The organism is Bradyrhizobium sp. SYSU BS000235, from assembly GCF_049747295.1.
GTDB lineage: Bacteria > Pseudomonadota > Alphaproteobacteria > Rhizobiales > Xanthobacteraceae > Afipia.
Genome location: NZ_JBMHJM010000002.1, coordinates 81,718 through 98,742 on the forward strand (window position 1 = coordinate 81,718; position 17,025 = coordinate 98,742).

15 protein-coding genes are annotated in these 17,025 nt (G+C 57.1%); 12 read left to right on the forward strand and 3 right to left on the reverse strand.

Annotation, left to right across the window (positions count from 1 at the left end; translation table 11 throughout):
- The first annotated feature begins 121 nt into the window (after positions 1 to 121).
- The 4 genes from ACP0KA_RS25720 to ACP0KA_RS25735 all read left to right on the forward strand — a co-directional run bounded on the left by ACP0KA_RS25720 (position 122) and on the right by ACP0KA_RS25735 (position 4,214).
- The gene (locus tag ACP0KA_RS25720) at positions 122 to 901 is read left to right on the forward strand and encodes a metallophosphoesterase (RefSeq protein WP_424631793.1); all 780 of its coding nucleotides are present in this window, start codon (positions 122 to 124) and stop codon (positions 899 to 901) included.
- Between the two features lie 519 nt (positions 902 to 1,420).
- Positions 1,421 to 1,687, forward strand: coding sequence for a hypothetical protein (locus tag ACP0KA_RS25725; RefSeq protein ID WP_424631794.1), 267 nt, complete (start codon positions 1,421 to 1,423; stop codon positions 1,685 to 1,687).
- A 12-nt stretch (positions 1,688 to 1,699) separates the two neighbouring features.
- A complete protein-coding gene (locus ACP0KA_RS25730) occupies positions 1,700 to 2,023 on the forward strand; it encodes a DUF6634 family protein (RefSeq protein WP_424631795.1) in 324 nt (107 codons plus the stop codon).
- 55 nt (positions 2,024 to 2,078) lie between these two features.
- Positions 2,079 to 4,214, forward strand: coding sequence for an AAA family ATPase (locus ACP0KA_RS25735; RefSeq protein WP_424631796.1), 2,136 nt, complete (start codon positions 2,079 to 2,081; stop codon positions 4,212 to 4,214).
- Between the two features lie 235 nt (positions 4,215 to 4,449).
- On the opposite strand, the gene ACP0KA_RS25740 is transcribed toward ACP0KA_RS25735, so the two are convergent.
- Entirely contained in the window at positions 4,450 to 5,541 is a 1,092-nt protein-coding gene (locus ACP0KA_RS25740) for a hypothetical protein (RefSeq protein WP_424631797.1), read from the reverse strand.
- A 269-nt stretch (positions 5,542 to 5,810) separates the two neighbouring features.
- Between ACP0KA_RS25740 and ACP0KA_RS25745 the strand changes: the two genes are divergently transcribed.
- The 5 genes from ACP0KA_RS25745 to ACP0KA_RS25765 all read left to right on the forward strand — a co-directional run bounded on the left by ACP0KA_RS25745 (position 5,811) and on the right by ACP0KA_RS25765 (position 9,893).
- Complete coding sequence (locus ACP0KA_RS25745; protein ID WP_424631798.1) at positions 5,811 to 6,359, forward strand: hypothetical protein; 549 nt, start codon at positions 5,811 to 5,813, stop codon at positions 6,357 to 6,359.
- 282 nt (positions 6,360 to 6,641) lie between these two features.
- A complete protein-coding gene (locus tag ACP0KA_RS25750; protein ID WP_424631799.1) occupies positions 6,642 to 6,785 on the forward strand; it encodes a hypothetical protein in 144 nt (47 codons plus the stop codon).
- A gap of 104 nt (positions 6,786 to 6,889) precedes the next feature.
- The gene (locus ACP0KA_RS25755) at positions 6,890 to 7,741 is read left to right on the forward strand and encodes a hypothetical protein (protein ID WP_424631800.1); all 852 of its coding nucleotides are present in this window, start codon (positions 6,890 to 6,892) and stop codon (positions 7,739 to 7,741) included.
- Positions 7,742 to 7,803: 62 nt separating this feature from the next.
- Positions 7,804 to 9,471 (forward strand): Mu transposase C-terminal domain-containing protein, encoded by a 1,668-nt coding sequence (locus tag ACP0KA_RS25760; RefSeq protein WP_424631801.1) that lies wholly within the window; start codon positions 7,804 to 7,806, stop codon positions 9,469 to 9,471.
- Positions 9,472 to 9,485: 14 nt separating this feature from the next.
- Complete coding sequence (locus ACP0KA_RS25765) at positions 9,486 to 9,893, forward strand: ATP-binding protein (RefSeq protein WP_424631802.1); 408 nt, start codon at positions 9,486 to 9,488, stop codon at positions 9,891 to 9,893.
- 190 nt (positions 9,894 to 10,083) lie between these two features.
- On the opposite strand, the gene ACP0KA_RS25770 is transcribed toward ACP0KA_RS25765, so the two are convergent.
- On the reverse strand, positions 10,084 to 11,061 hold the full coding sequence (locus tag ACP0KA_RS25770; protein ID WP_424631803.1) for an acyl-CoA desaturase: 978 nt from the start codon (positions 11,059 to 11,061) through the stop codon (positions 10,084 to 10,086).
- Between the two features lie 148 nt (positions 11,062 to 11,209).
- Here ACP0KA_RS25770 and ACP0KA_RS25775 point away from each other — a divergent pair, with 148 nt between their 5' ends.
- Positions 11,210 to 11,461 (forward strand): hypothetical protein, encoded by a 252-nt coding sequence (locus ACP0KA_RS25775; protein ID WP_424631804.1) that lies wholly within the window; start codon positions 11,210 to 11,212, stop codon positions 11,459 to 11,461.
- A 330-nt stretch (positions 11,462 to 11,791) separates the two neighbouring features.
- Positions 11,792 to 13,975, forward strand: coding sequence for an ATP-binding protein (locus ACP0KA_RS25780; RefSeq protein WP_424631805.1), 2,184 nt, complete (start codon positions 11,792 to 11,794; stop codon positions 13,973 to 13,975).
- 240 nt (positions 13,976 to 14,215) lie between these two features.
- On the opposite strand, the gene ACP0KA_RS25785 is transcribed toward ACP0KA_RS25780, so the two are convergent.
- Positions 14,216 to 15,532: a glycosyltransferase family 4 protein gene (locus ACP0KA_RS25785; RefSeq protein WP_424631806.1), complete on the reverse strand. Its 1,317-nt coding sequence runs from the start codon at positions 15,530 to 15,532 to the stop codon at positions 14,216 to 14,218.
- Positions 15,533 to 16,126: 594 nt separating this feature from the next.
- Here ACP0KA_RS25785 and ACP0KA_RS25790 point away from each other — a divergent pair.
- Positions 16,127 to 16,990 carry a hypothetical protein gene (locus ACP0KA_RS25790; protein WP_424631807.1) on the forward strand — a complete coding sequence of 288 codons (864 nt, stop codon included), beginning with the start codon at positions 16,127 to 16,129 and terminating at the stop codon, positions 16,988 to 16,990.
- The last annotated feature ends 35 nt before the right edge of the window (positions 16,991 to 17,025 follow it).

Genomic DNA, 17,025 nt, shown 5'->3' on the forward strand with positions numbered 1-17,025 from the left:
GTGTCATGAGCAGGTCGATCAGGCGGCGGAATATGGCGATGCCCGGCAGCCTCGACGCCACTCAAACGATTTGTTCACAGCCCATCCCTAAATTGCCGTCAAACTCGGAGGCATCCAACTCTTGCGCGACGCATCTACGATCTATGCCATTGGCGATGTCCATGGCAGGTCCGACCTATTGGACCGCATCGTTGCATTCGTTCAACAGGATGCACTGAACCGCGAATGCCGGCCACTTGTTTTCTTTCTTGGAGACATCGTGGACAAAGGGCCCGACAGCTGCGGTGCCATGAAAATCGTGTGTGACACTATCCAACGCTGGCCCGGCAGTCGGCTGATCTTGGGAAATCACGATTACATGTTCCGGGACGCGTTGACGGTACAGAGGCACGATATTCTCAAATGGCTGCTTCGAAATGGAGGTCAGGAGACGCTCGCCTCTTACTCGAGAACACCCGAATACGATCCTTCAGAGATCTTGATCTCTATCCGAGATGATTTCCCGGAGCACGTACGTGTACTCCACGAAGCGTCCTTAATCGAAACGTTCGGCCCATATGGTTTTGTCCACGCAGGGATCGACCCAGCCGTACCCATACCAGAGCAGCAACTGCCGGACTGCATTCAGATTCGGAGCCGATTTCTCGATCACGTCGGGATTTTGTCACACGTTATCGTTCATGGACATACCCCTGTCACTCCACCGCGCCCGGTGATCACCGAAAATCGAATCTCGCTGGATACCCACGCATGGGATACGGATATCCTCTCGATGGCAACATTTGATATCGCGCGAGAGACGATTGAATTCTTTTCGACCGACGAATACGGCTCTGTCGTACAGGTAGAACCGGTATGCATCGACCGGGGCCTGGGTACCGCCTGGACTCAGATGCGCTGAGCGACGTTTGCTGCACCGATCGCCCGAGAGGCTCAGAGGTGGCCGGAACCTTTAGATAGCCGGCCTGCCGTTTACCATATTCCCGGAACCCCTCCGGCGTTGCGTCGACGGACATGGTATAGTTTGTCTCAAGTTTGATGAATCCTTCGGCCGGGCGGGCGAAATCAACATCGACAACTCGACGACACAAACTGCTTTGATCTTGAATCCTTAAATAGCAACGGCGACGCCTGGGCCTCCGTCCGTGCGGCAGGATTCATCACCGACTATCCCTACCCGTTCTTGCAACACTGAAACCAGCCCTTTCGATCCTGTTTAATGGGAGGATGACGCATGCGCGCAACGACCAATCGCACCTTCGATGTCGCCGAGTGTTCCGGATCGCCTCCGATTACAAGGACGCCGGCGGCCGCACTCTCGGGCGGCGAGAACCATTCGGATGGCCCGTTGATCTGGTGGAGAACGCGGGCTCCGAGCGAATTCACCGGGAAAGACGTCGCTGTCCTGCGATGGACTTTGATGCAGCACCGTATGGCCGGAGAGGCTTACTGGTCTGATGCAGTGATTGGTAAAGTGACCACCGCGATCAATATTGCTGTCAGGCGTCTTAAGGCTCGCCCCATCGATCATCCTGAGATCGATTTGGCTCTCTCAGCCATGCTTGCCTGTGCCCTCGACCACGATGTCACGTCAGGAATTCTCATCTCTTCCGCACTGAGGAGGCGGTCAAAAATTGATCCCAGCTGCCGCTTGCTCAGCGACCAATGGTTGATTGCCACTGTCTGATTGGAGAGATGAATGACAATCGAGACGCCATTCCGGAACCTCATCGATCTTCAAAATGCTTTGGCCACCATTTCTGATGACATCAATGACCTCTGTGTTCGTGGTCGACCAAGTCCATCGTCTCTAGTTGACGCGCCTCATCTCGAGGACTGGTCCTTCGCAGCCGTGTACACGCCGTGCCTGATTGGCGAAGTAACTGGTCATCCTCTACTGGGCGATCGTCCCCGGGTTCACACCAGCCAGCTTCTCGCGCTCGACCCAGAGGGTGGATGGGCCCGCACGTGGTCCAGGTTCTATCGCCTCGGGAGGCGGCATCGAGGCGCTTCGCGCCACTAAATCTGGTGGAAGATTTCCAGTTCAGCATCAAAACTAGCCAAGGACGGACCTCGATATGTGGTCTTCGGAAGCTACAAGCAGCACCAGCCCGACAGGCACAAGCACCATACCATCGTCGGATGCGCTCGCGCGCGTTTTCCTCGAACAGCTTGCAAGGAGTTCTATCGCCGAAGACAACTTATTTCCGGGTATCGAAATTCCTGACGATCCATTCGCGACAATTTCGTATGACCCGTCCGCCGTCGTTGTTCCAGCTGATAGATTGACGGTACGTTCTGATCTCGCAGCCGTTGCGGTCCTCTTGGCCCGGAGTATTGAGGCCGAACCTGGCCTGCTTGAAGAAATGCGTTGCGGCACCCTTTCCGTCACGATTGCGACCCGCAATTCTGAACTGGTTGGACTTGTCGCCAGGGTCCTTCGGACGTGCGTATTTGCGACGGAGGTCCATACCTCGCCAAAGCAACACCTTGCGTCGTGCGGAAAGCGTGCCCCGCGGCTCACGCTCGTAAGGGATGGGACAGAGCGTGGTCACACACCAGACAAAGGCAACGAGCTAGTCGTATCCGCCATTCACGAACTGAGGCAGATAATTGGGATTGCTCCCGAGCCGCAACGTTATTTGCCGCGCGATCTGATGCGCGCCGCGGACTTACACCTAGTCCTTGGTAATCTAGATGAAAGCGCTCTCCGCCTGGTCATCGAGGCTGTCACCGGCACGACACCGACCGGCCCGATTGATCATGACCTGGTGAGCGTCGTCGATGTCGGCGACCTCCCCCTCGCGATCAGAAAACGCCAGAGTCCAGAGGAATGCCTGAAGCGTCTCAGTGAAATCATCCGCAACAAGCGCATTTCTGATGACGGCGGCCCAAAGCTTGAGGAACTTTCCGGATACGGTAAGGCGAAAGATTGGGGACTAAACCTGGCGGCTGATCTCGCAGCGTACAAGCGCGGTCGGCTGGATTGGGCGTCTATCGACAAGGGCCTCCTGCTGGATGGCCCACCCGGCGTCGGGAAAACGCAGTTCGCTAAAGCGCTAGCACGCAGCGCCGACGTGCCAATCGTAGCAACGTCGGTCGCCCAGTGGAATGCGGCCAGCCATTTATCAGGTACGCTTCAGGCCATGCGGACTGACTTCGCGCGCGCGACGAAGCTCGCACCCTCGATCTTATTCGTTGACGAACTGGATGGAATCTCAGACCGCGCACGCCTTCAAGGCGAGTACGTCGAGTATTGGTCCCAGATCGTTAACCTATTACTCGAACTTCTGGACGGAATCGACGAGCGCTCGGGCGTCGTCGTGATCGGGGCGACCAATCATCCAGATCGCATTGATCCCGCTATCCGCCGTGTTGGCCGTCTTGATAGAACTGTCACGATTGAGCGGCCTGATACAGATGATCTGTGCAAAATCATTCGCTTTCATCTCAAGCAAGACCTTGCCGACGCTGACCTCGTGCCGCTTGCGCTGGCCGGTCGTGGCGGTACCGGAGCCGACGTCGAAGCCTGGGTCCGCCGCAGCCGATCCCTCGCGCGACGCCGGAACCGCTCATTAACGGCGGAAGACATCTTGCAGGAGATCAGAGGACATCACCCTGATATCCCATCCCAACTGCGCCATGCGATCGCCATCCATGAAAGTGGTCATGTGATCGTCGGCACGATCCTCGGCTGTTACCAGCCCGACATGGTTTGGCTTAACCAAGTTGGCGGGCGCACCAGCGGACGACTTGAGTCCTCCGATGTCTACACGTTGGCCGGACTGGATAACCTGATTACAACGCTCCTTGCTGGGCGCGCGGCCGAACGAACATTTCTAGATCCAACCGAGGTCACCATCGGTGCTGGTGGCGGCAACAACTCCGATCTGGCACGCGCTACAGAGATCGCCCTAAATATCGAATCCGCTTTCGGTCTCGGCGAGCATGGCCTGTTGCATCTGCCCGCAATTTCTAGGGAAAAGATGCTTCTCGACAAGTCAGTGCGAACGACCATCAAGCGCCGCCTGAATGATTGTCGCCAGCGAGCTCAGGCAATCATTCAATCTAATCGGGCGACTACACTCGCAATTGCAGATGCCCTCAAGCGCAACGGTTATTTGGATAGATCTACGATAGCGCAGATCATGAGCCAACAGCGCGCCTCGCACCTCGCGAAGATTAACGTAACAGAATATTCGTCGACTGAGTAACGCTTCTTCGAATGCTTATCACAACATATCGCGTGCTCGGCCGATGAATCACATCATTTTCAATTTTCTAGGTTTTTGAGTTTTCGCCTTTAGCTCACGTTAAGCCAACGTGGCAACACGCGCCATCCCGACGGAATCAGATCTTGTGCCGACGCCCTTCGAGCCGTATACGAGCCGTCTGCCAAACGCACTCGTTTGGTCTATTTCGCATCCTGCGAAACGCACTGCAGCCCGATCATCTCCGATGATGATCCCAACTAAAGGAGGCTCGAAATGTTGAATTCATTCGCATGCGCCTCCGGCTGCAATTCTTCGCGTACATCCTCAGCGTTCTTCGGCATATCGGCCTGACGTTTTTGGCGGCTTGCCGCCAAGCACCATCTCGTACCGATGCGGGAATTCCCCTTATTCCCGGACGACGACGCTCGACGCATTCCCGCGTCGGCGAGAGGAGATTACGTCCATGATCACCCTCACCGCTCTGACTGACGACCTCATAGCGCGCTGAAGTCGCGGATACGTCCGCGATCTCACCGCCGTTTCGATCGCTTGATCCCGAAAAGCGTTCCGCGTTGCCGGGGAGTCGTTTCCCGGAGCGCTCCACCTTTACTTGGAGGTCGTCATGGACTTTTCTAAACCCACTGAAGCTCCTGTCGCAATCGTTGCCGACAAGAACCCCGCTGCCAAGGCGGGATACGAAAATGCCCCCGCCGGATTGCCGCGTCTCCGTGGACACATCGAGCGAGTGTTCGGCACTATGCATACGAGCCTGATTCCCGATTTTACCGGACGGTCGTTCACTTCGCTTGATCACCAATGCCAACGTAAGAGCATCGAACCCTCCGTTCTCGTAAGCGGACAGCCAACGGCGAAACGTGCGGGCGGAGGGCGGCTTCTTGTAGGTGACCGTCTGATCGCAACGCGCATTGCGCAGCGTGCGGGATGTCTCGATTGAAAGAAGCGCGACAGTAATGGACGCATCAGTGCGCTTGACGTTCTTATCGTTTTGCTCGCGCTTCAGGAACTCGGTGATGAAGTATTTACGGCGCATGAGTTTCTCAGCTTCTCCGCGCGAAAGATCAGAGAGGCTATTAACCCCGGCGATCAGCCGGGTGCGCGCATGTCCTTTTTCGTGCCAATTGCGGTCAATACGGATTGTCCCTGAGGCGATCATCTGCTTGATCTGGTCGTGCGAGAAGGTTTCGTGCAATTCCGGGCCGGATCCAACACGTGCCAAGACGTATCCGTCGTCAGAGTTGGAAATGAAGCGAAGTTCGGCGGCTCCCATGGTGATGCGGTCGAGTGGGCTGATGTTCATCTTGGTCACGGCGACTCCTGCAAAGTTTCTGGTGAAGAGGGCATTTCGTTGGGTTTTCTGAAGACGGATCCGAGTCCACCAGCGCTAGCTGGGGCCAGCAGATTAATGTCAGTGAGTGAGCGGGAGCTGGCGCTATCCCTCGCTGGTGGAGTGGGTGGGCGTCACGTGGCCCGCTCTCCGACAGCGAGTGAGTCCGAAGTGATCCGTTCTTGACGGGCGCGAGGTTGCGGACTGGGTACCGTAACAGTGGAAGCCCCTACTCCAACATTGATCCCGACGTGCACCGCCTTCTGAGCACGTATGCGGCCTCTTATTGCGACGTGCGTCGCCCTTCCATGAGTGCTGTTTACGAAAAGATGGCGGCCGAGATCACTAGCCTCAACATCCAACGCGAAGTGAGCGGACTTCCTCGCCTTATCTGCCCGGCAAAGGCCACCTTGTCTCGCAAGATCAAGGCCCTCAACCAGTTCGAGGTGTATGCCAGCCGCCACGGTAACTCCCAGGCTCGCGCGAAGTACGCCATTGCCAGTACGGGACTGGACATGCCCCGCCGGCTTCTGCAAGTGCAGATCGACGAATGGTCTATCCAGCTTCATACGATCGCGGCGGACCTCGGCTTGGCCGATGATCTTACCGAAGAAGGCCGGAAGGCCCTTAAGAAGGAACGTCTGAAGGTTTGCCTGGTACTCGACGTCGCGACGCGCTGCGTCCTTGGCTTCCGCGTGACATCGCGAGGGGACGCAGAAAACGCCATCGGAGCATTGGCAATGGTCGTTTCCGACAAAAATTCCATTGCCAAGGCAGGAGGCTGTAAGTCGGACTTCTAAATATATCGGCCCGATCGTTTGGCGGCTCGCCGCCAGCACGGCCATGGGTGATCCCCGAAGATTACCTCTTCCGAGAGATAGCTATCCGACGCACTCCCGCGTCGGCGTGAGGAGAATACGTCCATGATCACGTTCACCGCTCTAACTGACGACCTCATAGCGCGCTGAAGTCGCGGATACGTCCGCAATCTCACTGCCCTTTCGATCGCTTGATCCCGAAAAGCGATCCGCGTTGCCGGGAAGTCGTTTCCCGGAGCGCTCCATCTTTGCCCGGAGATCGCCATGACGTCGCTTGACCACACACAGGAACACTCCTCGGATCTGCGCAAGTTCTCCACGTCGTTTTCTTTGCCTTACTGGCTTCGGATCGATGCCCATGACTATGCGCATCGCACGGCCAGCATCCCCTCGCCCATAGCCAGCTGACACCTCAGCGGACAGCAGTCCGCATCGTCATCTGCTCTCGGGCTTCGCCAAAGCCTGAATTACCCCCCGCGACAATGGTGGCGCGGGCGAGCGAGGACTCACGCGTGAACGAAAAGACCGTTATCCAATATCTGCACGAACGAAAGGCAGGCGTCAGTTCCTATCTGAAGCCTGTGCCCGATACTCCGATCTATTTGGCGCCCGACAAACCGTTCGCAGGCCGCTTTGAGCGTGTCGATGGCAATCCAAACGAATGTCCTACGCCCGGCGAACATGATCGTGAGGATTTCATCTGGATTGAGTGTCAACCGACCACCGCTTCGCGAAATATCTCGCAACGGACGAAACGCTCATTTCGTATCCGCTCTTACGATCATGAAGACAATCGAGAACTTGTAGCAGAATCCAATATCGAAGAGGGATTCCGTCTGATCAAGCGCGCCGAGAGCCGTCATAACCGTATCTGGGATCAACCTCCAGCGCGCCACTACAAACTGCGAGACGGATCGGAGCACGCTCACACCTTCGACTATCTTATCGACGAATGGAATGGCTCCACCAGCGCATACGCTATTCGCCCAGAAGCCGACGTCGACGAACAATTAAGGACTGCTATCCGGTGCATCCGTGAGCAAAGTCTTCATGGATTCGCCGACAACGCGTTCATCGTTACGGAACGTTTTGTGACCAAGGCAAAAATTCGCAACGCGATCGAAATTCTCGACGCACGCGAATCCCGCAACGAAGCCGACGTTCAGATTGTTTCCGGATTGATCAGCCGAATTCGCGGCGGAGTGATGCTCGATCATCTGGTTCAAGCAAGTCGACTCGGGCCACGCGGTCGCACCGCACTCCTGTGCCTCGTTGACGATGGCATTCTTCAATTCACTCGTAAGGAGCGGATTGGTCCGACGACGCTCCTCCGTCCCGCGAGCGGCCTTTCCAAACCACACTGAATCAGAGGAGCCGACATGAACACACACGCAGAAACTGAGCAGAATGTTCCGATCGCCGATGGGTGAAGCGTTACGAGGAGGCTGATTTCGATCGCGATGCACTGATCGACCGGTACAATGGCCCCGGCACCATTCGCGTGACGCTGGATGCCGATTCGTATGCCCTTCATCACGAATACGCGATGAAGTACGCCAGCCGAAACAAGCCAAAGAAAGCATTTCTCTTTCTCCAATTGGAAGGGGCTCTAAAGGATGCGGACAAAGTTCGTTTGGCTGAGGGAAAAGCCCCACTCCGCCGCCTTAAGCGGCGCGCCTTCGAGAAGATGATCGATCGTCTTGACCCATTCTTCGTCTGCCTTGGACGCGAAGGACGCGAGGTCGCACTGCGAAAGTGGGGAATTCTCACCACGGGCCTCGATGTTGAGAAGCCGTTTGAACGCCTCGAGATGGATGAATGGAGGGTCAGCCTCATGACCCTTATGGTCGATGCAGGCGTGTGGGAAATGCTCGATGAAAAGAAAAAGATTGCCGTCAAGCGAAAACGCGTATGGCTTTCGGTCGCCATCGATGCCCGGACTCGCATGATCGTCGCGATGCGCTTTCTTGACAGTGACCCCTGCATTGAAAGCGCACTCGCAACAATTGAGCTTGCAATGAGGGACAAGTCTCGGATCGCGGAGCACGTCGGCGCCAGTCCGACCTACATTCACGCAAAGCCGCGATCGATTGCCATGGATAACGGATCTAACTACACCGCCAATGACGTTATGGCGCGGATCGTACGCCTGGGAATTAGTGCCCACTATCCGCCCGCCGGCCTCGCTGAAATGCGAGCACGTATCGAGCGTCTTTTCGGCACGCTCAAGACCAAAATCGTATCCCATTTTACCGGGCAAACCTTCTCCAACATCCTTGAGAAGGGAGACTACGACTCTAGTGCAAATGCTTCGCTTAACGTCGAGGAACTAAACCGTTGCTTTCTCCGGGGTGTTCTTGACCTTTACCATCACCACCCACACGAGGGTTTGCTTAACGAAACTCCGTATCAGTGCATGTTGCGCCTGAGCAAGGAGTATGGTCTGCCGCTTCCACCTGATCGCGACGTACTTCGGCATGTCATGGGCGTCTCGTGTCAGCGCCGCATCGGCGACGCAGGCGTTCGTGTTCTGGGAATTCGCTATCAATCTAAAGCGCTTCAGCTTTTCCGCCGAGAGGCGCGTCAGAAACCTATTGAAATCCGCGTCGACCGGTTCGACTTGTCCAGCATCTCCGTGAAGACCTCTCGCGGTTGGATCGTCTGCAATGCTCGTTATAAGGGGCTCGAGGGAGTATCCCTCTGGCAATGGACGGAAGCCATCCGCGACTTGCGTCGACGCAATGTCGATTTGGCGGCCGCCTCACGACATTTCGTTATCGATGCCGTGCGCAACTTGTCCAACGCAGCGGCCGAGGCCGTGAAGCGCGCCGAGATCAAAAATCCGATTGTAAATGCGGGGACCTTCCAAACACTGGAAGGCACCCTATTCCGTGGCCTGACTTTCGCCGATGACGGCGAATGGGGCGATGAACTGGTGTTGTCCGACGGAACGTTGCCTGCCCCGGACCTTGTCATGGCCAATCAATCGAATGGGCCTGTCAGCCAGGACACGGAAAATACTCAATCGCCCCAAGATGATCTTTACCTCACCGATCACGGCTTTGGAAGCGAATCCGAATGGACCTCTAACTAAGGAAGGATTGATACATGGACAGAAACACTGACTTTTTTCCCGATGACATTGAGATCGTTGACTCCCACCTCGTGGACCGCATGGAGTCTGACGCGCTCCAATTGGCAACGCGCATGGCGGAAATCAATTCTCGCTATCTTTCTACCAAACGAGACAAAAACATCGAGACGGAGCTAAAACTTTTGATCGGCGGAGCCGCTGTTTCCGCCGCAGGATTTCAATCTGAGCGGCGATGCCTCGCGGTGATCGGCGAGACTGGAGCAGGAAAGTCCAGAAGTATCGGCCGCGCGATTGCCGCGCGACCTGAATTCCAACCGCGCGTAACCGGGATGACGGAGACTGTGCCAATTCTCCGCATCAAGGCCCCGCGCCCCTCGACGTTGAAACTCATTGCCGAGGAAATTCTGGACGGTCTCGACTAGGATGGCCGGACTCGGCCAACGAGCACCACAAATCATCCCAACGTGTCGCTGCACCCGCGGCGACAGAAACAAAACCCGCCGGAAACGGCGGGTTTTCTGCTTTCGGCGCACCAATACGCCAATGACGACGATGCAGCCGCTGCGGCGACGCATATTAAGCGCCGCCTACTCAAAACACTCTCTCGAAGCCTTACGACTCGCCAAGTCTATCCGGTCGAGCCTGTTGATGCGCGCCGCCCGCGAAAATGTCGTGCACGAGCCCGAGTTTCCCAAGCCCCAGAATAATCAGGCCATTGATGTCGACCTCGTACCAGGCGTGCGAAAGGTAGGCGTCCCGCGGAAACCGATGATGGTTGTTGTGCAGCCCTTCACCAAAGGTGAGAATATTCGTCACCATCTCATTGGTCGTGCCGTCATTGGTCTCGAAGCGGCGATAACCGTAGCGACCGTCACTGTGGCAGACCGAGTTAACCAGCGAGGTGGAGAAGGTCATGACGTAGCTGCGGAACAGGCCGGAGAACAAGACGCAGCCGATCATCGCGTGCACGCCGCCAAACGCGTAGCCGATGGCGCCGGGAATGAACACCGCCGACAGCGCGTACCAGAACCAGCGCGTCCGGGTGAAGAACATGGCGATCGGGTCGGCCAGAATATCCTTGGCGTAGTATTCGCCATCGGTGGTGGCATGGTCCCACACCCAGCCGCCTTGCGCATGCATCATCCCCTTGGCGAAGCTGACAAAGCGGTTGCCGCTGCCGTCATAATAAGGGCTGTGAACGTCGCCGGGCTTGTCAGCGTGAAGATGGTGCCGGCGATGATTGGAAACCCACTTCAGCACCGAGCCCTGCACCGCCATCGTGGCGATCGCGCAGAAGAACGCCCTCATGACCGGACCGCAGCGAAAACTCCGGTGCACAAGCAGGCGATGCATGGCGACGCCGATCCCGACCGTGGTCAGCGAAAACATGCCGAGGAATACCCAGATCTCCACCCAGCCGATGCCTTGCGTGAATGCCCAGACCAACCCTGCGATCGAACCTGCGATCAAAATCCCGAATACGACGTAGGATTCGCGAAGCTTGGCATCGACCAGCGGACCTTCGACGAGGACGCCTGGCGGCAGGCTCCCGACGCTTTCATCCGGCACCGAACTCTGCATCACGGTCATTTTAGATGATCCACCCATAGAAAATTCTTCCGCAACGGTACAGGTGCGGGTTGTTTCCGGCAAGGACTCAACCCGGCTGCACGGCGCGGAGCCGTGCCCCAAAAAGACACGAGCAGATGAAGGTGAAGCCAATTCTAAGGGACGCCCTATGCTCGACGCCGTAGTCGCTTGGCTACAATCGCAATCTTTTGCCAACGAACTGAAACAGATCTGCAATACGGCCAATCTAGTTTCTGCTTCAGAAGATCAGCAGCAGGGCAAAAGATTGGTGGCGGGACAACAGGTTCAGCCACAATTCTCTTATCGGCGCCTCAACATGCAAAGCGCAAACGCGATTGACAGCGCAACATTCGATTTTCACACGGAAGCGCGCACCTACAGGGCCAGCCGACCGCCATAAGGGTTCAGCGATGTCGAGTGCCCGGTCCGAGGACGCTGCACTGGGCCGTGGAACTCAGTTCGCAAGGCTGCAATCCGACCGGCGCCGCCGTGAGTTCACCTGCCGCCAGTCTTTTGCCCTGCCCTCCTCTTGCATCGACATCAGCCAACCCGTCTGCACGGCCACGGGCACCAGCTTGGGGTCGCTTTGACGTGATCAACAGGTCGATGAAAGCTCGCAATAGCGCCACCGCCTGATGGCATCATTTTCCGATTGCGGTTTGTGGAATGCATTTGTCGGTGAAACGAGCATCGTCGGCCTGCTCCCGATCGCGCGTAGGAAAAGGTCGAAATGAACAGCCTCTTATCACGCCTGTTCGCGCTGGTCGCAGCCGCTATGCTGCCGGCAATCGCGATACAGGCGTACAACGAAGTCGACCTGCGTCGCACACGTCAAGTTGAAGTCCAGGAGGAAGTACGCGGCCTCGCCAAGCTCGCTGCCGCCGAGCAGCAGCAGATCGTCCAGGGAGTTCGTCAGGCGATGATTGCCCTCTCGGAGCTTCCCGCGATCAAGGAGAAGGACGTCGAGGGATGCAATGCCTACCTTTCCAGGATCAAGAAACGATACCCGGAATTCATCGCGTTTATCGTGGTCGATATCAATGGCGACTCCTTCTGCGACTCTTTCAGCAAGCATACGCAATCGACCGCCGCTGGACGTGCCTACTTTGCGAGCGTCGTGAAGACCGGGAAATTCACGATCGGAGAGTTCGCGATCGGCCGAAACACCGGTCGCACCGTCCTCCAGTTTGCGCTGCCATTCTACGACGACAAGAACCGCATGGGCGGTGTCATCGTAGCAGCTCTCGGCCTCGATTGGCTCGCTGACTACATTGCGAAAAAGGGCGTTCCCGAGGGAGCCGCGATCGCCATCACGGACCGCAACGGCATCTGTCTGGCTCGCTATCCTGACAATGCCCGGTTCGCCGGCAAGAACCTGGCCAGCCGCAGAGATCCAAGGCTCTACGACGGCACTGTTGTGGACAAGGTTGGCGTTGACGGCGTGCAACGAACTCTCGGCTTCGCCGCGGTAGGGAAAGATCTTCTTGTCAGCTTTGGCGTCGGCAGAGCGCAGACGTTTGCCAAGATCCAACATCGCACGCAGCGCGACGTGTTGTTCATTCTGACGAGTGCCCTGGTTGTTTTGATCCTGACGGCGTGGGGCGCCGAACGGTTCATCCAGCGCCCGTTTGCGCAATTGGTTGACGCAGCGAACCGTTGGCGGCTCGGCGAATTCGGCCAGCGTTTGGACATTCCGGGCAGCTCGGAAATCGCACGGGTCGCCAGGGCATTCAACGCCATGGCCGATGCGCTGAAGCACCGCGACGACGAATTGTCCGAAGCGAGGGAGCAGTTTTATCAGAGCCAGAAGATGGAGAGCGTCGGCCAGCTCACCGGTGGCGTTGCGCACGACTTCAACAACCTGCTTACGGTCGCCTCCGCGAACCTCGAACTTATCGAGGCTAGCCGGGATATTGGCGAAGCCCGGCGCTTCGCTGCGGGTGCACGACGTGCTGTCGATCGGGGGGCAAAGCTAACGGCGCAGCTTCTCGCCTTCTCGCGACGGCAGGTCTTGAATCCCAAACCCGTCGACGTCAACCAGCTTGTTTGTGAGTTTCAGGGGCTCATTCGCAAAGCCGTCGGAGAGACGTGCCGGATTAAGGTACGGACTGATGATGGATTGTGGCTCTGCCACGTCGACCCGGCGCTGCTTCACACCGCGCTCCTCAACCTCGCCCTGAACGCGCGCGACGCCATGCCGGATGGCGGCCTGCTTGAGATCGAGATGGCGAACATCATCGTGAACGAAGGAGCCGTCGTGGGATGCTCGCCAGGATCGTACGTCAGGCTGTCTATTCAAGACACTGGTTCTGGAATGCCCCCCGAGGTTCGGGCTCGGGTGTTTGAGCCCTTCTTCACAACGAAGGAAGTTGGCAAAGGTACGGGGCTCGGCCTTAGCATGGTCTACGGCTTCGTTCGTCAGTCCGAGGGGCATGTTGAAATAGAAAGCACGCCTGGAGTGGGAACCACCGTCACGCTCTACTTGCCGAAAGCCACGCAAAAGTCCGACGTAGAGATGGAAGACGTCCGGCCCCAAGGGATCGTGGCGGGCTCGGAGCGTATTCTGGTTGCCGAGGATAACGACGATCTGCTGGATCTCATGTCGACGATGCTGACCCAGTCGGGCTATCAGGTTCGTTGCGCCCAGAACGGTGCTGAAGCCCTTCGGATGCTCAAGGCAGAAGACTTTGATCTCTTGCTAAGTGACATCATGATGCCAAACGGGATCAACGGCATTGAGCTTGCGCGGGAAGCGAGACGATTGAATAAGGGAATCAAGGTCCTGCTTGTCTCGGGCTATGCGGGAGAAGTGTTGGAACGACATAAAGCGGTGGGCGAATTTCCGCTTATCGACAAACCATTTTACATGTCGGAATTGGCAGCGCGTTTACGATCGATCCTGCACGACGATTGATCACGCAAGCTTCGCAAATCTTAAGTCGATGTCGCTCTTGTTTGTATTGTCGACGCGAACTCTATTGCCCTCGCGCGAAGACATTACGTGCGACGTTATTAAGTGTGACGTTATTAAGTGTGACGTTGCCCCACGGCGGGATGGACATGTCGAAAGTGTCCAAGCGAGCCAAAACGTCCGTTTCATACACCCGTCCCACTTGTATTTGTCTGCGCGCTCGCTCTCCGCGACGTAGATGCGTCAAACAGCGGACGACTTGCGGGATACGCGTTTCTTGGCTTTTGACCATTCCGATGCCGGTCGTCCCGGCCAAACGCTTCGCGGCGCGGCCGAGGCGGCCTCAAGGTCGAAAAGCTGCCGCACTCGCGGCACGCAGATTTTGTCTGCGTCGTAGTGATCAATCACGAAGCGACGGGCGGCGTCCCTGATTGCGTTGAACCGTTCAGGCCCCTGAAGCGCCTCGACGACCCGTTCGGCAAGCTCATCGACTGCAAAAAACGGAACCAGCAGGCCGTTCTCGCCGGAGTTGATGACCTCGCGTACCGGCGGCGTGTCAGACCCGATCACCAGGCATCCCGCGCTCATCGCTTCCAGCATGGACCAGGACAGCACAAAGGGGTACGTCAAATAGACATGCGCCGATGACACCTGAAGAGTTGAAATAAAAGTGTCGTATGGAACGCCGCCCATGAAATGGACGCGCGACAGATCCAATCGATCGCGGACTTCTTCCAGGAAGATCGACTTCCACGTGTTGCCCACCGGCGGAGGAAGGCCATAGGACAACCCATCCCTCCCGATAATCACAATCTGCGCTTCGGGCCGGCGCCTCAGGATTTCGGGAAGCGCGCGCATGAAGATGTGATACCCCCTCAGCGGTTCGAGATTGCGCACCACGAACGTCACGATCTCATCTGAACGGCTGACTTGCCGGCCGTTCGGGAGCATCAGGCGCGCTTGCGGATTCGGCCGCACGCGCGAGGTATCAATTCCCTCGTGGATAACTTCGATCTTGCTTTGATAGTGCGAGGGAAAAGTAGAACGCTGCCAATTGGTGGGCGAGATCCCAAGTTCACAATCGGCGAGCGCGAGCAACGTCGTCGCATTCTTAAGCTGCAGACCGATATGGCCGTCCAGCCCCGACATCGGAAATTCCGGGTCGAATCCGATGTCGCGCCTCTCGGCTCCGTAAAAGAATTCGCAATAGACGAACAATCTCGCCTTGGGAAACATCGTGCGCAGAGGCAACGTCTCGCCCCATCCGGGATGAGCAAAGATCACATCCGGCGCAAACCCCGACGCCGCCAATGTCGAAAGGCTGTACAGGACCTGCTCGGCACGGCGGCACTCCAGATCGAAACGTCGGGCGAACGGGTGGGTTGCAGAGACATCGGCATGGGAAAGTGCATATTTAATCAACTTGACCGAAGGCATCGGATGCGCATTCGACGCTCCAATGGCAACGAGCTCGACGCCAGGCACATGAGCCAGCGCCGCCGCCAGATTGCGGTACTGCGCCGGAAAATTATTGTGAACGAATAAAATTTTCATCGACATAGAATCTTCATCGAAGACGACGTCCTACTTCAACGCTTCATATCGCGGTCGATTGAGGACACAATGAAGCTTCAGCACCACGTTTACAGCAAAAATTTTTCGACAGTGAAGATTTCAGTGGCGTCTCCTTCTAACCCTTCGCGCGCTGCAGAGCAGAATTGCAATACCGTGCAATTTGCACTTCATCGCGCTTTCGCGTTTTTCTGACATCTTCCTGCCCTAAAAGTCGTTGATCAATTGTCATCACAAGAACGCGAATTCAAAAGTAAGCGTCGTACTGGGAATGCAAGGGCAAGCGCGAGATGAGAGTCAGACTCACACAAGGTCCTTCAGGCGACCAAGCGCAAATCCAGCATCTCGATTTAAGCAGCGCTGAGAATATCGCAGACTCCATTGCATTGTTGCGAGAAGAGAACGACAGGCTTCGCAAGATGGCTGTGTCGCTCAGTATGGAAACCGAGGACATTCGGCGTTCTCTTTCGCCGGCTGCCAACCTGGTGGCCGCCTCTCACCCGAAGGCATTTCTCGGATTGTCTTGAGTGAGCGGGTCATGAGCCCTGCCATTCGCAAAATGAATCTGTTCCGGAGAGTTTGATGAACAGCGCTGAGCAACAGAAAATGGCGAGTCTCGACCGCGGATTGTTCTTCATAAACTATAAGAGCGCGGAGGATTCCCTCTCACCACCTCATGTGACGGTCGCCCCGGCCGAAGGGCATGAGCGGCGCATGGAGATCATCCTGCATCCCGACGCAACCGAGGCGACGCTGCGGGAGCCCAATTCCGGCTTGGTGGTGCGTGTCAATACGCCCGGTACTTTGCAGGTCCGGGTTCAGCCGAGGAGCTTTGGAGGATCGCAAGCTGCCGTGGTGCGTATCGAGCCCATCAACGCCGGCCGACTGTCCACCAACCCAAGCAATGGCATCGGATTACACACGCTGGTTGCAACGGAAGGCCTGAAGCTACTTGGCCACGTGGCAGGTCGCGGCGACGTCATTGTCGGTCCCAATGCATGGATCGCGGGTCCGACCGCGCCGTCTCGCGTGGAAGGTGTGGCTCTGGAATGGCCGGACAAGCCGCCGGGTGTCGATATTCGCTATGCAGTCCAATTCGCCAACGGTCAGGCGGGCAGCGGCAGGATGATGCCGCTCGGGACCTATGCCGGCACCCGCGGACAGGCCTTGCCCCTCACGGGCGTGGTTCTCGAAATGAGCGGCACCGATGACCTGGAGTTTGTCGCGGACGCAGGCTTTTTGAATGCACCGACCTTGCACGCGGTCGGCAAGCGTGTGGTGCTGTCGGGTCCGACCAGTCGCGAACCGCTGGTCGGTCTTCGTATCGGCATCGAGCGCATCGCAACCGCGGAACAGATCGCACCACCCGCAGGGTCGCGGAAGCCCGCCGGTCCGGCGCGGGTCCGAGTCTTTCGCAGCCGGCTGCGCCAAGCGAACGCCATTTGATAAATCATGTCCGATGAAATGGACGCAACCGGTCG